This window comes from Enterococcus sp. DIV1639a, from assembly GCF_050530445.1.
In the GTDB taxonomy this organism is placed as follows: Bacteria; Bacillota; Bacilli; order Lactobacillales; family Enterococcaceae; genus Enterococcus_B; species Enterococcus_B hirae.
Map to the genome: position 1 here is coordinate 2,595,015 of NZ_CP172886.1, position 17,802 is coordinate 2,612,816.

Annotated in this window: 11 protein-coding genes and 1 CRISPR repeat array; of the genes, 1 reads left to right on the forward strand and 10 read right to left on the reverse strand. The window is 36.8% G+C overall.

What is annotated here, in order from left to right; genetic code table 11:
* Positions 1 to 129: 129 nt before the first annotated feature.
* From IGJ32_RS11950 to tdc, 4 genes are all read right to left on the reverse strand, one after another.
* Positions 130 to 2,673: an HAD-IC family P-type ATPase gene (locus tag IGJ32_RS11950; protein WP_342082031.1), complete on the reverse strand. Its 2,544-nt coding sequence runs from the start codon at positions 2,671 to 2,673 to the stop codon at positions 130 to 132.
* 109 nt (positions 2,674 to 2,782) lie between these two features.
* Positions 2,783 to 4,102 carry an amino acid permease gene (locus IGJ32_RS11955; protein WP_063627605.1) on the reverse strand — a complete coding sequence of 440 codons (1,320 nt, stop codon included), beginning with the start codon at positions 4,100 to 4,102 and terminating at the stop codon, positions 2,783 to 2,785.
* 16 nt (positions 4,103 to 4,118) lie between these two features.
* Positions 4,119 to 5,549 (reverse strand): amino acid permease, encoded by a 1,431-nt coding sequence (locus tag IGJ32_RS11960; protein WP_053766207.1) that lies wholly within the window; start codon positions 5,547 to 5,549, stop codon positions 4,119 to 4,121.
* 315 nt (positions 5,550 to 5,864) lie between these two features.
* Positions 5,865 to 7,697 carry a tyrosine decarboxylase gene (gene tdc / locus IGJ32_RS11965; protein ID WP_373169227.1) on the reverse strand — a complete coding sequence of 611 codons (1,833 nt, stop codon included), beginning with the start codon at positions 7,695 to 7,697 and terminating at the stop codon, positions 5,865 to 5,867.
* A gap of 495 nt (positions 7,698 to 8,192) precedes the next feature.
* Here tdc and IGJ32_RS11970 point away from each other — a divergent pair, with 495 nt between their 5' ends.
* On the forward strand, positions 8,193 to 9,623 hold the full coding sequence (locus tag IGJ32_RS11970; protein ID WP_207494666.1) for a helix-turn-helix domain-containing protein: 1,431 nt from the start codon (positions 8,193 to 8,195) through the stop codon (positions 9,621 to 9,623).
* A 234-nt stretch (positions 9,624 to 9,857) separates the two neighbouring features.
* On the opposite strand, the gene IGJ32_RS11975 is transcribed toward IGJ32_RS11970, so the two are convergent.
* The 6 genes from IGJ32_RS11975 to cas9 form a co-directional block, all read right to left on the reverse strand.
* Positions 9,858 to 10,217 carry a DUF1622 domain-containing protein gene (locus IGJ32_RS11975; RefSeq protein ID WP_010720989.1) on the reverse strand — a complete coding sequence of 120 codons (360 nt, stop codon included), beginning with the start codon at positions 10,215 to 10,217 and terminating at the stop codon, positions 9,858 to 9,860.
* Positions 10,207 to 10,578, reverse strand: coding sequence for a DUF1622 domain-containing protein (locus tag IGJ32_RS11980; RefSeq protein WP_010720990.1), 372 nt, complete (start codon positions 10,576 to 10,578; stop codon positions 10,207 to 10,209). The genes IGJ32_RS11975 and IGJ32_RS11980 overlap by 11 nt, the downstream gene beginning before the upstream one ends.
* A gap of 401 nt (positions 10,579 to 10,979) precedes the next feature.
* Positions 10,980 to 11,412: a CRISPR direct-repeat array (repeat unit 36 nt; unit sequence GTTTTGGAAGCATTCAAAACAACATAGCTCTAAAAC).
* A 117-nt stretch (positions 11,413 to 11,529) separates the two neighbouring features.
* Entirely contained in the window at positions 11,530 to 12,189 is a 660-nt protein-coding gene (csn2, locus tag IGJ32_RS11985; protein ID WP_126342973.1) for a type II-A CRISPR-associated protein Csn2, read from the reverse strand.
* Positions 12,179 to 12,523, reverse strand: a complete 345-nt coding sequence (gene cas2, locus IGJ32_RS11990; protein ID WP_010720992.1) for a CRISPR-associated endonuclease Cas2 — start codon at positions 12,521 to 12,523, stop codon at positions 12,179 to 12,181. Before cas2 ends, csn2 begins: the two co-directional genes overlap by 11 nt.
* Positions 12,520 to 13,386, reverse strand: a complete 867-nt coding sequence (gene cas1 / locus IGJ32_RS11995) for a type II CRISPR-associated endonuclease Cas1 (RefSeq protein WP_010720993.1) — start codon at positions 13,384 to 13,386, stop codon at positions 12,520 to 12,522. Before cas1 ends, cas2 begins: the two co-directional genes overlap by 4 nt.
* Positions 13,368 to 17,378 (reverse strand): type II CRISPR RNA-guided endonuclease Cas9, encoded by a 4,011-nt coding sequence (gene cas9, locus IGJ32_RS12000; RefSeq protein ID WP_342082029.1) that lies wholly within the window; start codon positions 17,376 to 17,378, stop codon positions 13,368 to 13,370. The genes cas1 and cas9 overlap by 19 nt, the downstream gene beginning before the upstream one ends.
* Between the last annotated feature and the right edge of the window lie 424 nt (positions 17,379 to 17,802).

A 17,802-nucleotide genomic window follows, 5' to 3' on the forward strand; every position in this document is an offset into this window, starting at 1 on the left:
TAGTTTTTTTATGCTCTGTCTTAACATCGATCAATGATCAAGTAACTAACAAAAGCTTATAAATGTCTATTTGGTAATGGCCAAAGAGTACGTTTATAAGCTTTTATTTCCTGTTTGTGGTGGTACTTTTTACGTGGGTAACTCAGCATTTCGTTTTTTGGCGATCATCTTACTGATCCGCTTTTCGATCTCAACGATTACAAAAAGTAATAGAATATTTAGTAAGATCGGTAGTTGCTCTGTCAGGGAAAGACTTGTTGTCCCAATTAGCTGTTGTGCGATCGGTAAGTAAATCACTCCTGCTTGCAAGAGGACTAACATCCCGAGTGACAAGAACAACGCTTTGTTTTCAAATAAACTACGATTCAATGAAGGATCCAGTAACTCGCGGCAATTGATCATATACACAGCTTGAGCAGCTACGATATTTTGTAAGAGCATGGTTTGTTGGAGCGCTTGTCCTTCAAAGCTCATTGCTAGTAAATAAGCAGGAATCATGATCAGCAATGACACATAAAAGATTCGAAACACACTGTAGCGGGTGAGAATCCCTTGCTTTGGATCTCTCGGTGAGCGACTCATCGTGTCCTTACCAGCTTTTTCAAATCCTAAAGCATAGGATAACGTGATCGTAGTAACCATGTTCACCCATAAAATTTGGACAGGTGTCAGTGGTAACGGCTGGTTAACGAGTAGTGCCCAAATAATGACCAGTCCTTGGGCTAAAGCTGTTGGTAAGAAAAAATTGATTGTTTTTTGAAGATTGTCGAGAATCCTCCGCCCTTCTTTGACCGCTTTAGCGATCGTATGGAAATTATCATCACCCAGTACCATGTCCGCTGCCTGCTTGCTCACTTCACTCCCTTTGATTCCCATAGCAATTCCTACATCAGCACGCTTCAAAGCTGGCGCATCATTCACACCATCACCCGTCATTCCAACGATTTCTTCATTTTTTTGAAGAGCATCCACGATCCGTAACTTGTGTTCCGGTGTCGTTCGGGCAAATACATCTACTGATTTCACTTGTTTCGCTAGTTCTTCATCTGATAAGCGATCAATGTCAATTCCTTCTAACACGTTTTTTGTGTGTTTGAGACCGATTTGTTCAGCAATTGCCTGCGCAGTGTCTTTATGGTCTCCTGTGATCATTTTCACCGAGATCCCTGCATTTTGACATTCTTTGACTGCTCGGATCGCACTCTCTTTTGGTGGATCGATAATTCCTGCAATCCCTACAAAGGTCAGTTCATTCAATTGATCATGTCCCAATTCTTGATCAGGAGCAAGTGTCTTATAAGCAAAGCCTAAGACTCGTTGTCCTTTTTGGGCGAGTTTCATCGCTTCCTCTTGCCATTTTCCGACTTGTTTCGGTGTCAAGTTCGCTTTTGCTAGTAATACTTCTGGTGCCCCTTTGACATAAACAATCGCATGTTCCTGTTTGTCATGCATTGTTGCCATGTATTTATAGCTTGAACTAAATGGGATTTTTCCTTTGACTGGCTCCAAAGGTAGTGATGCTTTTGCCGTGTAACGCAGTAAAGCAAGTTCGGTCGGGTTTCCTGTTAATTCGGCCACGTTTTGATTTGCTTTGGTTTGGATCTCTTGGCAGTTTTTCATGATTGCCAACATGGTTTCTTCTTGATCCGTCACTGTTTCGACAACACTCATTTCGTTTTTTGTCAGGGTTCCTGTTTTATCCGAACAAATCACGGTCATAGAGCCAAGAGTTTCCACAGAAGGCAAACCTTTAATAATCGCTTGCTCTTTAGCCATTTCGTTCACACCTAAAGAAAGGATCATCGTGAGTACTGCTGGTAAACCTTCCGGGATCATCGAAACGATCAAAGCAATAATCGTTGAAAATAAGAAGTTCATTTCCAAGCCATATCTAAATGTCGTGAAAAAGAGTAAGAACAAGCTAAGGAAAAGAATCCCACGAAAGATCTGCTTGTTTAGTTGGTTGATTTTTTTAACGAGTGGTGTAGTTTGTTGTTGGACTGATTGTAGTGCCTGATTGATTTTCCCGATTTCAGTGGTATCTCCCGTTTCGATGACCACACCAATCGCAGTCCCTGTTTGAACTAAGGTACCAGAAAATGCCAGATTCTTCTGATCTCCGGTTGAGACGGTTGTCGTCAATCGTTTGCTAGTCTTTTCAACTGCTTCCGACTCCCCCGTCAATGCGGCTTCTTCTACCATGAAGTCATGGACCTCAATCAAGCGAACGTCTGCAGGTACAACATCGCCTGCTTTCAACGCTAACAAATCACCTGGCACTAATTCTTTAGCTGGAACCAATTCTTTGATCCCTTCTGTGAAAATCACCGCGTTCTGTCCTAAAAGTTTTTCTAAGCCGTTTAACGCTTCCTCAGCCTTTCGCTCTTGCCAATAACCAACAAAACTATTGACGAGAACGACTGCCAGAATAATACTGCCTTCAATCACTTCTCCTGTAAAAAATTTTAACAAAGAAGCAACCAATAAGATAATCATCAATAATTCTGTCAAATGCTTCAAAAACTTTCGTAATGGATTAACTTTCTTTTTTACTTCTATATGATTATAGCCGTTTTCTTTTAAACGACTGATACGCTCATCTTGGTTTAGCCCATCTGGAGTCGTTTTGAGTGTCTTCATCACTTCTTGGGCTGTTTCTTTATACCAGACCATCGCAATCCCTCCTCTTTCGGTTGTGATACTTTTATTATAGGTAGGAGAGACTTGATTTAACGTCAATTATTTCAGAGGGCCCTGAAAAAAATAGGGGAAAAATATCGAATCATTTTGGAGAGGTCTGACGAATCCGTTGATAGATCAAGTTCAAGGCACCAAACCAAACAACGGAAACTACGGGAATCACACGAGTAGTTGGTTCAAAAAACAAACTGATTCCTACCAAACCAAAAAAACATAGAATGAGTCGATCTTTCCATTTTTTCAACTGACTTTTCGTTAATTTTAGATGGGCAAATAAAATAGCTGACCAGACAAATAAGAACGAAATCGTGGTCATGCCTGCAAGTAATTGAAATAAAATCCGACTATCTGATACAAAAAAATGTAAACAAAGACCTAATAAAAACATGCCTCCAGTAAATAAGATACCGTGCAAGGGCACACCCCGAGAAGATAATGTTAGAAACCATTTTGAAAGATTTTTTTCTTTTGCCGTATTATATAAGATACGACTCGTACTATAAATGGCACTATTCGTGGAAGAAAGTGAAGCAACCAAGATGATCAAGTTGATGACTCCTGCCCCTTTGCTACAATGAATGAACTGTAACATCGTGACCAACGGACTTTCTTTTAAATCTAAAGATTGCCAAGGAACGACTAACAAAACCGCCACGATCGTTCCAATATAGAAAAAGAGGATACGTGCGGGTAAGCATTGGATCGCTTTTTTAAGGTTTTTCTGTGGATCTGCTGTTTCGCCCACCGTTAAACCGATCATTTCAACTCCGGCAAAACTAAATAAAACCATTGGAAAAGCAGCAACTAAGCCGGTTAGTCCAAATGGAAAAATGGTTTGGAGCTGATCAAAATTTTCTCTAACACCAATTCTTGGTGACTTGAAGTACAAAAAGCAAACGCCAATCCCTAAAAGAATAAATAATAAAATCCCAAAAATCTTGATAGTTGAAAACAAGGATTCCAACTCACCAAACCAACGAACCGCAACTACGTTAATGATCACTAAGGCAATAAGTGCGAAGATCCCACTGATTAAGGGAGAGAGTGCTGGTAACCAAAAGCGGATATATAAACCAATCGCTGTCAATTCGGTCAATCCAGCACCCATCCAACATAACCAATACGTCCAGTTGACTAAAAATGCCCATCGTTCGCCTAAATAGTATTGGATAAAATCGCCGATCGATTGAAACTCATTATTGGATAAAAAGAGCTCACCCATCGCATACATCAACCCATAAATAGCGAGACCACAAACAAAATAAGTAAGCAAGACAGCAGGTCCCGCCAACTTGATTGCTTTGGCAGAACCTAAGAATAGTCCAGTCCCGATCGCACCTCCTAGCGCAATCATCTGGATATTCCGGTTCGTCAAAGTTTTCTTCATTGTGGTTCTTTCCATCTTACTCACCTTTTCTTTATTCTTGATTCAATTTTTGTTGGACTTCTTGTTCCCATGATGGTTTTCTGATTTTATCAATACATAATGGGGCAATGAATAAGATCAAACTAATCACCGTTACTGCGATAAAGTTGATCAACGTTCCAGCTTGCATCGTCAAGCCTACCGAACAGCCAATTGCTGCAAAAAGAACAAGTACAACGATCCATACACCTAAATCACCCTTGCCACCTTTTTTACCGATTCTAAATGGTCGAGCAAGTTCAGGTTTGGCTTTTCTTAATTTCAAAATAGCAATCCCCATAATGACATATACAATACAATAAATAACTGTCGTGGAGTTCACTAACATCAGAAATGCCTGATTGACACCTGGTATCAACAAATAAAACAAAGCAAAGATCGAAATAATCGTTGATTGTGTTAAGATCACTGATTTTGACACATCAAATTGGTTCGTTTTCCAAAAATTGAATTTTGGTGGATATGCTCCTTTTCTCGCACTTGCAGTGACTGTTTTTGCTGGTCCTGAAGCCCATGCAGATAATTGGACAGCTACACCTACAAAGACTAATAAACTGAAAATATTAACGATGATATGTGGTAATCCTAGAATCTGACAATAGATTGAAATGGATTGCGCAATATTATTCAACTCCATTTGGCCTTTAGGTACCACATTTGCTACGACTAACGCATTCAATGTATTCACAAAGAAGAGAAAAATCAATGCAGCAAAGATCCCTTTAGTATAAGTTTTTACAGGATTTTTCAAACGGGTGATGTAGACAGAAGACATCTCGATCCCCGTAAAGATAAACATGATTGGTGCAAAGTAAACGAATGATTTCGCTGTTTCTGCATCAGGGATCAATTTAGCCCAAGAAAAATGACCTAATGTTGCATGTGGTTGGATACCGACTTTGATCCATGAAAAAATACCTAAAAGAAGCATAATTGCTAATGGAATATATAGACCTAACCAAACACCGATCTTCCCACCAATTTTAGCCATATCAAATTTCAAATTTAATAATGTAATGATCCAATACACGACTAGAATAACGATCAAAGTAAATTTACTGTTCAACCCTAAAGGAACGTTATCAATCATATTACCCAATAAAGGTGCTAGCGCTGAAGCGACCATCACCATCCCTGGAAACATTTGGACCCATAAAAGCCATGAGACAACAAAGCCCCATTTTCGTCCTAAAGAATTTGAGACCCAGAGTTCTGGTCCACCTTTTTGGGGAAACATCCCAGCAAATTCACCTGAGATCAACGAAATAGGAAAAGCATAAAATAATACCGCTACAAGCATATAGAAAAGCATCGTCCAACCCGTGGCTGCAACATCAGGAATGTTCCGAACACTAGCAACTAAGGCACAAGTCATACCGATGAATGTCAGTGTAGTGATTTGTGAAGTTTTCGAATCTGTCATTGTTATTTTCCTTCTTTCCATCAACACAGAATAAACTATCTAATTTGAACGTTACAGGGGGGAAAAGCTATGAACGAAAAAAATTAATGGCAGTATTTCATTTTGAAAAAGAACTGCTTACGTTTACCCGATTACTCACTAGTCTTCAACTATCTGAGTTTGACATAATCTTGATATCTTGAATCGGAAAAGCGTTTGAACATCCACTCTTTCTACTCTGAATACAACAATTCAACGTGCATCATCTATCTTCTTTGATCATAGCTTCCTGTAACACCGTTCTTCACTAGACAGTTTATCGGTTAATTTTTATTGTTATAAGATTTCATTGAGTGTTTTTTCCATGGCTTTGGTGATGCCTTGCGTATAGAACTCGAAAATCTTGTCATCATTAAGATATGGTGTCATAATTGCCGCTCTTAGCAATGTCACTTTTTGTTCTTTTTGCCATTCTTCTTTCGAAAGACCTATCCGTTCAATGAAAGGAAGTGGGGAATCTCCATATTCTTCTTTCATAAAGGTCGTATGTGAAGTAATGAAATGTTCACTATAAACATCCCCTTCCATATAAGAAGAACGATTGAACATTTTTTCATTCAATTCATTGATCGTTTTTAAATCCGTGCATCCTTTGACTTTAAATACCCAATTGACCATATTAAAATCTGGATGATTCAAAGGATAAACTTCAATCGTTTTCCCTTTGATGGTAAAGCTCAATTGTTCTAAAAATGCTCGGAATCGTTGAGCTGCTTCAATCGAGGCACCAATCAATTGACCATAACCAGTAATGTTCAATGGCAATACACGATGGGCAGTCCAAACAGCAGCAGCCGTTGCCCCGGCTTTTGATCCTTCTAAAATATAGGCGCCTAACATGTCCGGTGCTTTTACTGATTTTTCAAAAACATAAGGAGCAAAATAGGAAATAATGTTACGCATTTCTTTGTGTTTGATTACGATACCTCCAGCAGCATAAGGAACATAGCCCATTTTATGCGGGTCGATCGTGACCGAATCTGCCTCAGAGATTGCTTTGAACCCATCGTAAACACTTTGATCAATGGAAACATCATAATTAAATACATGATGTTCTTCAAAAAAGTCTGGCAAAGATTCATAAGGTACAAACTCGCCTGCTTCATTTAAGAACAATGCACGTGCATACCCGCCATAAGCTGCGTCAACGTGAAGATAGAAATAAATTCCTTCTTTATATAATTTTTCTCGCAATTCGACGATTTTATCTACACTATCCACTTGGCCTTCTTCCGTAGTCCCAACGACCGCTACCACACCTAGGACTGGAATCTTTTGTGCGGCTAATTCACGGATCGTTTTTTCTAAAATAGCAACATCCATACGATAATCTTCTTGAACTGGGATAGCGATCATTTGATCTAACCCAATCCCGCAAATGTCTAAAGCTTTCATCCATGAATAATGCTTCGTTTGTGGCACTAACCATTTGCCAAGTTCTTGGAGGTGTTTCCCACTACGAGATGAAGCTGCTTTGACAGCATCTAATTCTTCATCACTGAAGGTTCCAACCATTTCTAAGATTTCTTCGACAGAAAGATTCAATAGTTCCCAATCTGTTTTATCTTTGACTTTTTCAGGATAAACTTCCTTCACTGCAAGGGGAATAGATTTGATACAACGTGCATACCAAAGACCTTCAAGGTTTGCGATCGAGCCATCTGCTGTAATATGGCCCCAGCCACCGGTCATATTGAATAAATCAGCAAAATCTTGTCCTACTTCTGCCTCCATTTGTGAAGTTGCCATAGAAGATTCCAATGCCACATTATTCGGATTCCAAAGCATAGCAAAGTTATAAGCAAGCAAGGCAGGCATCAATGTCTCAGCGTTCATTTGACCCCAATAACGCCCAGCAGAATGCCAAGGGATTGATCCTGCACGCATCCGTTGACTGACTTCATCCAAGACTTCCATCATATGCTCACGAGTGGCGATATATCGAGGTGCTTGTTTGTCGGCTTCACTAATGGCTGCAACGTCACCAGGAAGATAATTCTCTCTCCAGCCTAAATGTTCATCGACCATCTTGTTCAATTGCATTTTGTAAAATGCGCCATTTTCTGATTTGTCGCCAATAAAGACGGCTTTGATATCCATATCTTTCATGTCTATTACCTCCATATTGTTCTCGTTGGCCAACGATTTTGTAACTGCAGATGAAACCATCCATCTGTATCACACTACTGACTATAGAACAAAAAATGAGATAATTTTTTTTATAACATTGTAAAATAACCCCTTTTTTTAGAAAAAAATAAAGAAAGTCTGATTTTTCAGAATTTTCTACTCATAATAACGAATATTTTATAAAAACATGAGATAAAAAACTGTTGTTTCTTAAGTGTGTTTAAAAATAAATACGTATATTAAAAAAATAATTATTTTATTTATCCGTTTACTCATCCATTTTTTACTTTTATTGTATTTTTTTCACAAGAATTTTTTCTCTTTATATTTTTATAAAACATCGTTTTATAACAAAAAAGCTTGTCAACACAAGCTTTTTCATTCATATGAAAAAAAATAAAGGTGTTTTAAACTTTAAATCATGGCATAATGAATGGTACATTGTTCAACCATCTACAAAGCGGAGGAGTTTTAATGTTTGAAGACTATTTGGAAAAAAATATTTTACGCCAGTTATTTCTTTGCGGTCAATTCTATCACAAAAAAGAAATCGATTTAGACGAACTGTCACATTTATTACAAGTCTGCAAAACAACGTTACTCAATGACATCAAAGCGATTCGAACTGAACTCAAGGATGAGATCATCTATAGCCACCGAGAAAAAGATACTTGTTCCTTGTATTTTGATCCTACGATCCCTCGTTTTCGCCTGATACAAAAATTAGCACGCCCTTCTTTATTTCTTAAAACTTGTCAGTTATATCTTGAAAATGAACCTGATTATCTCCAACTGACTGAAATCGAGTATATTTCTGTTAGCAAAGCGTATTCATTAAAAAAACAAGTACTTGCTTATTTTGAAGATTGTGACATTCAAATCCAACACCACTCTCCACGATTTACGGAGATCGAACGTCGTTTATTATTATTGAATGTGACTTATCGAACGGGTACCTTGAAGATCCCAACACTTCCAGCAGACTACTTCCTGGCAATAGATGAATTTATCGAATCGGTAACCTTTAATAGTAGGCGTATCTACGATAAAGACAACCGTGAGATCTTACGTATTGGATTGTTGATCAGCTATTTGTCTCAAAAAAGGCATCCCTTATCGATTGAACAAGATTTTATAGCCGAACTTCAAAAACGCCCCATTTATCAATATGTGATGGATGCATGGCATACAACTAAACTAAAACATTATTATCAAGAAAATGAAGTATACTTTGCTTTGATCTTATTTAATCTCAGTGATTATGGCTTCAATTCTTACCAAGCAATCGAAGAAGACTTCTGTCACCTCCATCAAGTTTTCATTGAAGATAGCCAATCAATCAAGCAACTGATTACCCAGTTTGAAAGCTATTTCAATCGAAAATTCATCGGTAACCGAGCATTCGAACGCGCTTTAATTCGTTTGATGCGCACCGCATGGGATAATTATCAACTCTTTGTACCTGAAAAATTTTATCTTTTGTCCCCAGAACAGCAATCCTTATTAGCCGAAATACAGCCTTTATTCAACCAATGGTTAGCCCAATTACCTTATAGACTACGACTTAAAATCAATTGTTTGGAAGCTTTCGTTATTGAATTAAGTGGCATTTTACGCATTAATAAAACAAAACTCCACGTCCGTATCGTTACCAACTCAGACGTAAAATATCTGATTTACCGAGAAGCCTTAGAGTCCGTCACTACTTTCGATATGGAAGTCGATCCCGTTGTTTATCAGCACTTAGACGAAGCAATAAAAAGTGCTGCACAACAAGAAAACACTCGGATTTTATGTGAAAAAACTCTCTATACGCCAGAAGCAGAACAGTTTCCGACAATTGTTCCCGTTTCCGTAGACACAATTGAAAAATCGATTGTCTGGGCAGTTCAAGCAGTTCGATAAGCCGTGCTGGGAAAAACCGGCGTATGCTTCACTGAAAGCCAGCTTCCAGTGAAAAAACCAAGTTGTTAGCACAACTGTTTAATAACGTTCGTTCTATAAACTGGCCGATGTTAGGCAATTAAAAAGCAAAACAAAAAATCTCAAAACCTGGAAAGTTGTTTTGAGATTTTTTCTATATTGCAAATGTTTCTACGTTGGCACATCGTAATAAACGAGTTGCGTGATATTTATAACTTATTGTCGTGCATCCGAGCCGATTTCTTTATTTAAAAAGAACGAAATGATCGTTCGGATCACAACCAAAGCAGCTAACTGGAAGACATCTTCCAAGGTTGGTTTGATAATGGACTCAATGATACCAGCTGAGATCAGGACTTCTAAACTCAACAAGATATAGCCACCTAACATTTTTTTGATTGCATTGTTTTGGTTAATCCGCTCTGCTTTGATTCTTCGTTCCGTAAAAGAAAAGTAGAGAAAATCTTTGATAGCTAACCAAGCACCCCAGAGAATGATTAAAATAGCAAAAACGTCTAATACGATGACTAATAGTTCCAAATAAGGGGCAAGTTTCTCGATCAAATTAATTTCCATTATGTGTTCCTACCTTTACTTGCTTTTTATCTTGTGTTTCTAAATTCAAGAAATAGGAAATAATCGTTCGAATAATGATGATCACTGCTAATTTTAAAATATCTGTCCAAGTTGGTTTGATAACTGATTCAATGATATCTGCTACCACTAGCACCTCTAGACTCAGCAAAATATAACTAGCCAATAATTTGCGTACTTCCGCATTTCGGAAATTACGCTGTTCGTAGTCTTTTTTCAGTGGGTGCCAGTCAAAAAGATTTTTTAAGACTAAAAAAATCCCTACCAGCAAAATAATGATTGAAGCAATATTTAAAATTGCGATCAACCAGTCCAAATAAGTTATCAAATTTGTATCAAACATCTCACTGTCCCCTCTCACATTCATTTTAGTTCACGAACAAATGCCTACTGTTTGATGATAGAGAAAAAGCACGAAATTAGCAAATCATCTTTTCTTTGAGAAAATGAATTCGTTTCAATGTTGAAAAGACTGAACAATTGTGTCCTGTTCCGTAAACATACCCATTCATTTTTAAAAGGCACGATTCCCCCTTTCAATGATCAAAACTTAGCAGATTCAACAACTGAAGACACTTTCCTATATATAAGTAAAAAAAGAGCCTACTTTTCATGATAAAGTAGGCATCTTCATTCATTCAAAACAACATAACTCTAAAGCTACCTCTTATCATAGTTGATGAGGTCAGCACTCAAAATAACACAACTCTAAAACAGCGATCGAGTAAAGCACAACGCTTCTACATTTTGGAAACATTCAAAACAACATAGCTCTAAAACCGTTCAAAATTCGTTTTCATGCTATTTCTCGTTTTGGAAGCATTCAAAACAACATAGCTCTAAAACCATGAATCTTAGCTACTGAGTTAAAGTATTGTTTTGGAAGCATTCAAAACAACATAGCTCTAAAACTCGAGTGGTTTATTTTGGTCGGGTGTGTCGGTTTTGGAAGCATTCAAAACAACATAGCTCTAAAACAATGTCCTTCTGTTACCCCGTTATCCTCGTCGTTTTGGAAGCATTCAAAACAACATAGCTCTAAAACTGTAATCTTTAATATCGACACAATACTCATGTTTTGGAAGCATTCAAAACAACATAGCTCTAAAACGCAGACACTTCTAAATTATTTGAAGCTTGGGTTTTGGAAGCATTCAAAACAACATAGCTCTAAAACCTCGCAGAAAAAATTTTTTTCTCACAAGATCTCGTAATCGCGCTACTCGTCCATAGCAAAACTTTCGTCTTGAATGCTCATTCATGCTGTTTTTTTGTTATTTTGATTGTTCTTATTTTACCACATTTCTTCACACAAAAAATAGTCTTGATCTAAAACAGTTTGCTTCAATCCTTTTATTTTTCGTGGTTCGATAAAAAGGACAGGCATATGACACAAAGAAATATATTCCTGTAGTTCAGCCATTTCTGTGGTTGTTAAGTACGCTCCAACATTGATAAAAACCAAACATTTCTTTTTCACTAGATACTTATAAATCTGTAAAATCTCCATTATTTTTTGAAAGATTGATTCTGGTTGCGTCGTAATTCTTATTTTTAATGCTTTGAATAGCTCAACCATACTCATTTCTTCACAGACTAAATCTAATTCATGTTCTAAGAGTTCCTCACTAATCCATTCCTGAACCTTGGTGGTTAATTGATCAATCCTTGATTTTAGTTCGATGTTTTCATTTAATTGTTGCTCTAAGTCAGCATAGATCAGCTTCAATGTAGTCGGAGCTTGGCTATCAAAACTTAAGATATCCGTCACAACCATCAATTCTGATGGTTTGAGTAGCTGTAATTTATCATTGAAAAACTTTAACATGCTATTTTCACCATACTGGTAAACTCCATGAACGACTTTTGAAAAAACTTCCACATCTTCAATTACAAAAATCAGCGCTTTTTCAAAGCTTATCGGTTGTTCTAATAAAGAAAAGTTAAGGTTCATCCTCCACATCCTCTCCTAAAAAAATGACTCGTTCGTCTGAATTAGCTGGACTCAGGTCTTTTTCCCCACACAAATAAACCATTCGTGAAAATTGTTTTTCAGTGACCGTTAGTAAGGTAACTAAGCCCTTTTTAGGATGATGGGCTTTTAATCGACCGAGCATCGCTTGATTAGCAGTACCGTTCAACAACAACTTACTATATACTGAAAATTGATGCATGATAAAGCCTTCACTCAGTAAAAACTTTCTGAACCTTCGATAAACTTTTCGATCATCGCTCGTCTCTGTCGGCAGATCAAACATTAATAACATTCTCATGTAACGATAACTCATATTCCGAAATAAGGAACTCCTTTCCCTTCATTATTCAATGTTTTAATCGTTTTATTGGTGTAATCCGTCACGATATTCGTTAAGAACATTTCTTTTTTCCCATATAAATACTTTTGTGAAAACAAATCAAACAGCCTTCTTTTAATAATCGGGAAAGGTTGATCACGATATGTATAAACAATTTGATCAACTAGCGGACGAAATGGTTCCATCAAGTCACTTGCTAGATTAAAATCATTAAATTGGTTCGCATGTTTTAAACCGAATTGTGTCATACAACCATTTTTAACGATTTCTCTTGCAAACAAACTCATTAGCAGCGTATAACCGTAATCTAACCCCGCATTGATTTCATTCGACTCCTCCCGCGTGAATTGATTACCAAACAACGTTTGAAAGTAGATTCTTGCCGCATGCCCTTCACGATTCGTCGGATCAAATGTTTCCAATTCTTCTGATAACTTGGAAAGCGCAGATGCCTTTTCAACAAAATCATTTTCTTGTAAAAAACGACATTGATTATGGATCTTTTGGGCAATGATCGTTGTCCAAACTACGCCCTTCAAGTCCGATTCCCACTGAATTTGTTTGGATAACTGCAAACTACTATCATGTCGCCCATAATAGGAGAATAATTGCGATGACGGCAATCGCTTGTCATCGCAAAATATCACTAAGATTTTTTCATCTGTTAAACGCTTCAACAACATTGTCGTGATCGTGATATCGGTTGTTTCTAAAATAAGGATATCGATCTCAGACAAATGGATTTTTTCCGTTTGTTGCGCATTTTTAAACACCAGATGATTATTTGCATAAGTCAGTTTAGAATGGGTATTGATTACTACTGTTCGCCAGCCCATAAGTCACCCATCCTTATCCTCGTTTCGTATAAACCAGTGACCGACTGGTAAATGATCGTAGCATCCCAAATCTCTGTTAAGCTGGTATAACGTTTTCGAGGGATCGTTACTCCGAAAAATTTAAAGTCTGCTGGAGCACCTATCGCATTGAACTGTAACAACTGCAAAAAGGATTGTGCGATCATCGAAATCTCTCCATATTTGTTTTCTTCATAGAGTTCTTGAATTCGCTCTATATTTTTATCCGCAAGTGTATACTTTTCTGCAAAAGCGAGAACTTCGGTTAAGATGGCTGAGAAATCAGAAAGATGAGTATTGACGTAATCAAAACTTTCTTGATAGGTGATTTTGTCATAATGCTGTGCATGGTATAACAAGGTTACTAATTGGTCCGATAAGATGAAAGGATTCCCTTTTTGCGACTCCTTGTGACTTGCCAGGAATCTTCTGCGCCCATTATCAAACTCAAACAAGGTATATTTTGGCAATTTGATAAACTCTGTCACATGGGGAAAGCCTTTGTCTTTTAAAAATGTAGTCGGATCTTTTTCAAAAGCCGCTTGTTCCATGATGGTAATTCCTTCAATTGCCCTGGTTTTCTTTTGTGTCTTCCCTTTGGCATAAACAAACGCAATGGCATAGGCAATGACTGGACTTCCAAAACCACCGTACTTCGTCACATCCCAATTATTTTTCCGTTCGATCAGTTTATCAGGTTTTTCTTTTGAATTGACCGTTTCCTTATAGAAACCACCTTTTTGTTGTTCGACTTTTTTCACTACATTCACTTGATGGGAGCTAAGAACTTTTTTGATCCGTGGGAGATGATGGCTTTTTTCCCAATAAATTTCCCCATTTTCATCGCAAAACGGTTCGTCTGATTCAAGAAACTTTAAAATATTGGAATAAAATTCTTTTTTAGCGGTAGCTTTATTTTCTCTTGCTAAACTATATTTGACATACTTTCCATAGACAAATTCAGGTGCTAATTTAGGGTACCGTTTTAACAAAACATTCGCAATGAAACCATTTAAATACGCATCATGCGCATGATGATGTGGATTGATCTCACGTACTTTATAAAGCCCAAAAGTTTGTCTGAATTGGCTCGTCAATGTTGCTTTTAGCGTAATGATCTGTACCCCATCACAATCTGTTCCTTCCTCTTTCTGATGAAAAGATTGATGTAAAATATTCGCAACATGTTTCGTGATTTGTCTCGTTTCGACTAATTGCCGCTGAATAAAACGAGCTTTATCCTCTGGTGTCAGTTCAATTTTGGTTAAATACGCATATTTTTTTGGACTAATCAATTTGGCTTCTTTCAGTTGATTCCAAAAGATTCTTTGCTCGTTGACTATTTGTTTTTTCGGCACATCGTCTCGCTTCTTTTGATTTTGTTTTCTAGCAACTAGCACCTTGTTATCAATAGAATTATCCACAATAAAACTTCTCGGTATGATATGATCCACTTCGTATTGGTGAAGATTCTCGATTTCTAGCGGTTCTCCCGTATACATATCTCTGCCATTTTGCAAATAGTACAGGTACAACCGTTCTTTTTGGAGCGCTTTGTTATCTGTTGGCTGTTCTTTTAATAACGTGCTTCCTATCTGTTTTAACCCATTTTCTAAAGCTTTAAGACGTGGTTTCGTCCGATGCGTTTTTTGGTTTTCTCTTGCCATTTCGATCACGATATTCTTTGGTTTGTATCCAATGATCGTAATCAGTTCTTCCACGATTTTAAGACTTTGCCAAATTCCTTTTTTGATTGCCGGACTTCCTGGTAAGTCTTGTATGACGTCAACTAATGATTTATGTTTAGAAAACACCGTTGCTTTTGCAATTTCTTCTTTAAAAGATAAATGCTCATCATTGATCAGCTGCATCAAATTACGGTTACGGTTAGCCGGAACGTCATCATCGTTGATTAGATAATCAAGGATCGTTTTATTCGTTTTTCGATCTCTGATGCCATGGATCAATTTAGCTGAGAATCTTCCCCAGCCAGTGTAATGTTTTCTTGCAAATTCTTTGAGCAACTTTTCACCGAAGACCTCTTGATACTTACTTAATTGATGTTTAATCATCTGCCGGTCTTCAAAAATGGTGAGTATTTTTACGATATCCTCAAAAATCGGTTCCATTTTGGGCTGTTCCAACCACTCTTGCATGGCTTTTTGGTTTGTTTTTGCTAATTTCATAAAATCATGATACGTGCTATACGAAGCATTAAATGCTTTTTCAATACCAAAAATCTGGGCATTTTCAATATGGTAATGCGTATACAAAAAGTTTTGTAATTTTTTGACAGTGATTTTCCCTCGCTCTTTTTGAAACAACTGTTTAAAAATCTGCTGTTTCTCATCACCGGAAAAATACTGTTTCACACCTCGTTCATCTTTATAGCTCACTTTGGCTAGTTCATTGAAAATCATATATTTTTGATAAAGTAAGCTATTTTTAGGAAGTACTTTTTCTGTCGGTAAATACGTATCTTGCTTTGTCATTCTTTGAATAAAACGCATCGCTGATTTTTCGATATCTACGACTTCTGAAAAATTCCACGGATTGATTTTTTCAGCTGTTTTCCGCTCGATCCAAGCAAAAGAACTAGCCTCTTGTTCTTTTGCCAAAGGACCGACATAATAAGGGATTCGAAATTTGAATAACGCAATGATTTTTGGTCCTGCTTCTTCTAGAAATGGATAATGTTGTTTTTGTTGATCAATGATCGCTTTCAATTCTATTAGATGTACTTGATGAGGAATAACCCCATTGGTATAAGTACGTTGTTTCAATAAAAAGGTTTCTTGATCGATTTTTTCTAGAAAAGGCTCACTTCCTACTATCCCACTTAGCTCTTTTTTGACGAATTTATAAAATTCTTCTTGAGTTGTTTTTCCTTTGATATAACCAGCATAACCATTTTTGGTGGTATCTTTGAAAAAAACTGTTGCTTTTTGCGGTACGTTTTCTTTCACGAATTGTTTGAATTTTGCCAAATCAGCTTTATGCCGTTCATACCGTTCAACCATCCCTGAAGACAGTTTTGCTTGCGTATGTTTGACAGTTGAAGAAATAATCTCTGATAATAAGATCGCATCATGGACTTTCTTTGCTTGCAAAAAGATATCTAGGTACTCATCACCGATTTTTTCTAACAAAGACTCCAGATCTTCTTCATAGGTTTCCTTTGAAAATTGGAGTTTTACTTCTGCTTCCAAATCAAATATACGTTTAAAGTTCGCTTGATTCCCAACGATCAATTTTAAACATTGAGCAAAAAAGCTGTTGATTTTTTCTGTAGGATAATATTTGAGGATTTCTTCCACTTTTTTCGTCTTCGATAATTTATCTGTCAAAATAGTTAAAACGGGTTGGTGAACGATCAGTGGTTGATCTGATTGTTTGCCATACTGTTCTAAAAAAACACGAAAACTTTCTTCAATAGAGGTATTCTCCGTATCCAAGTCTCCTTCAAACAAAAAATGGCCACGATATTTCAATAGATGAGCCAATGCCAGATAAACCAATCGGAGATCTTCTTTTTCCGTTGAATCGACTAACTTTTGGCGCAAATGATAGATTGTCGGATATTTTTGATAATATTCTTTTTCTTCCTCTAACGTGGGGAAAATCGATGCTGGTTTGTATTGTTTTTCTTCTGGAACTAAGAAGCTTTCTTCCAAACGTACAAAAAAGCAGTCATCTTGTTTGCAGAGTTCTTCAGCAAAAAGATCTTGTAATTTGCTGAGTCGATATTTTCTGCGAGCCAATCTTCGGCGATTCGTTCGCTTAGTTCTTCTAAACTCCGCTGTTTGACCTTCATCAAATAATCGTGCGCCCCAAAAATTTTTTTTGATTTTCTTTTTTTCAGTATTTCCGTGAACGCTCATTTTCCTTTTCATTAATTGATAATCATCTGTTAGTACCGCCCAGCCCACAGAATTGGTTCCTATATCTAAACCAATCGTATAGTCCTTTGTCATTCACTATCCATCCCTTCTTTTAACATTTACACAACTTAGCAAGTTGTCTTCTTTACAATTGCCAACCATCATGAATAGTTAGACAAAGTGATTTTCCTTTTCTACTTGTAACTCTTTGGTATTATGCTATAATCAATTTGTTGGTAGCATTCAAATCAACATAGCGAGTTAAAATAAGGCATTGTCCGTTATCAGCTTTTAAAGCAAGCACTGTCTCGGTGCTTTTTTATTTTGCCTTTTTTTGTTATATATAGAATTTTTAACAGTTTTACTATAACACAAAATTTTTATGCGATTTTTATTTTTGAAAGCATTTTATTTAGAATTTTGATTTTAAAATCAAATCTAATGAAACTTTTTTTAAAAAATAATTCTAATTACCTAATGTTTTATCAGATATAAAATAACACAAATCTCTTACATA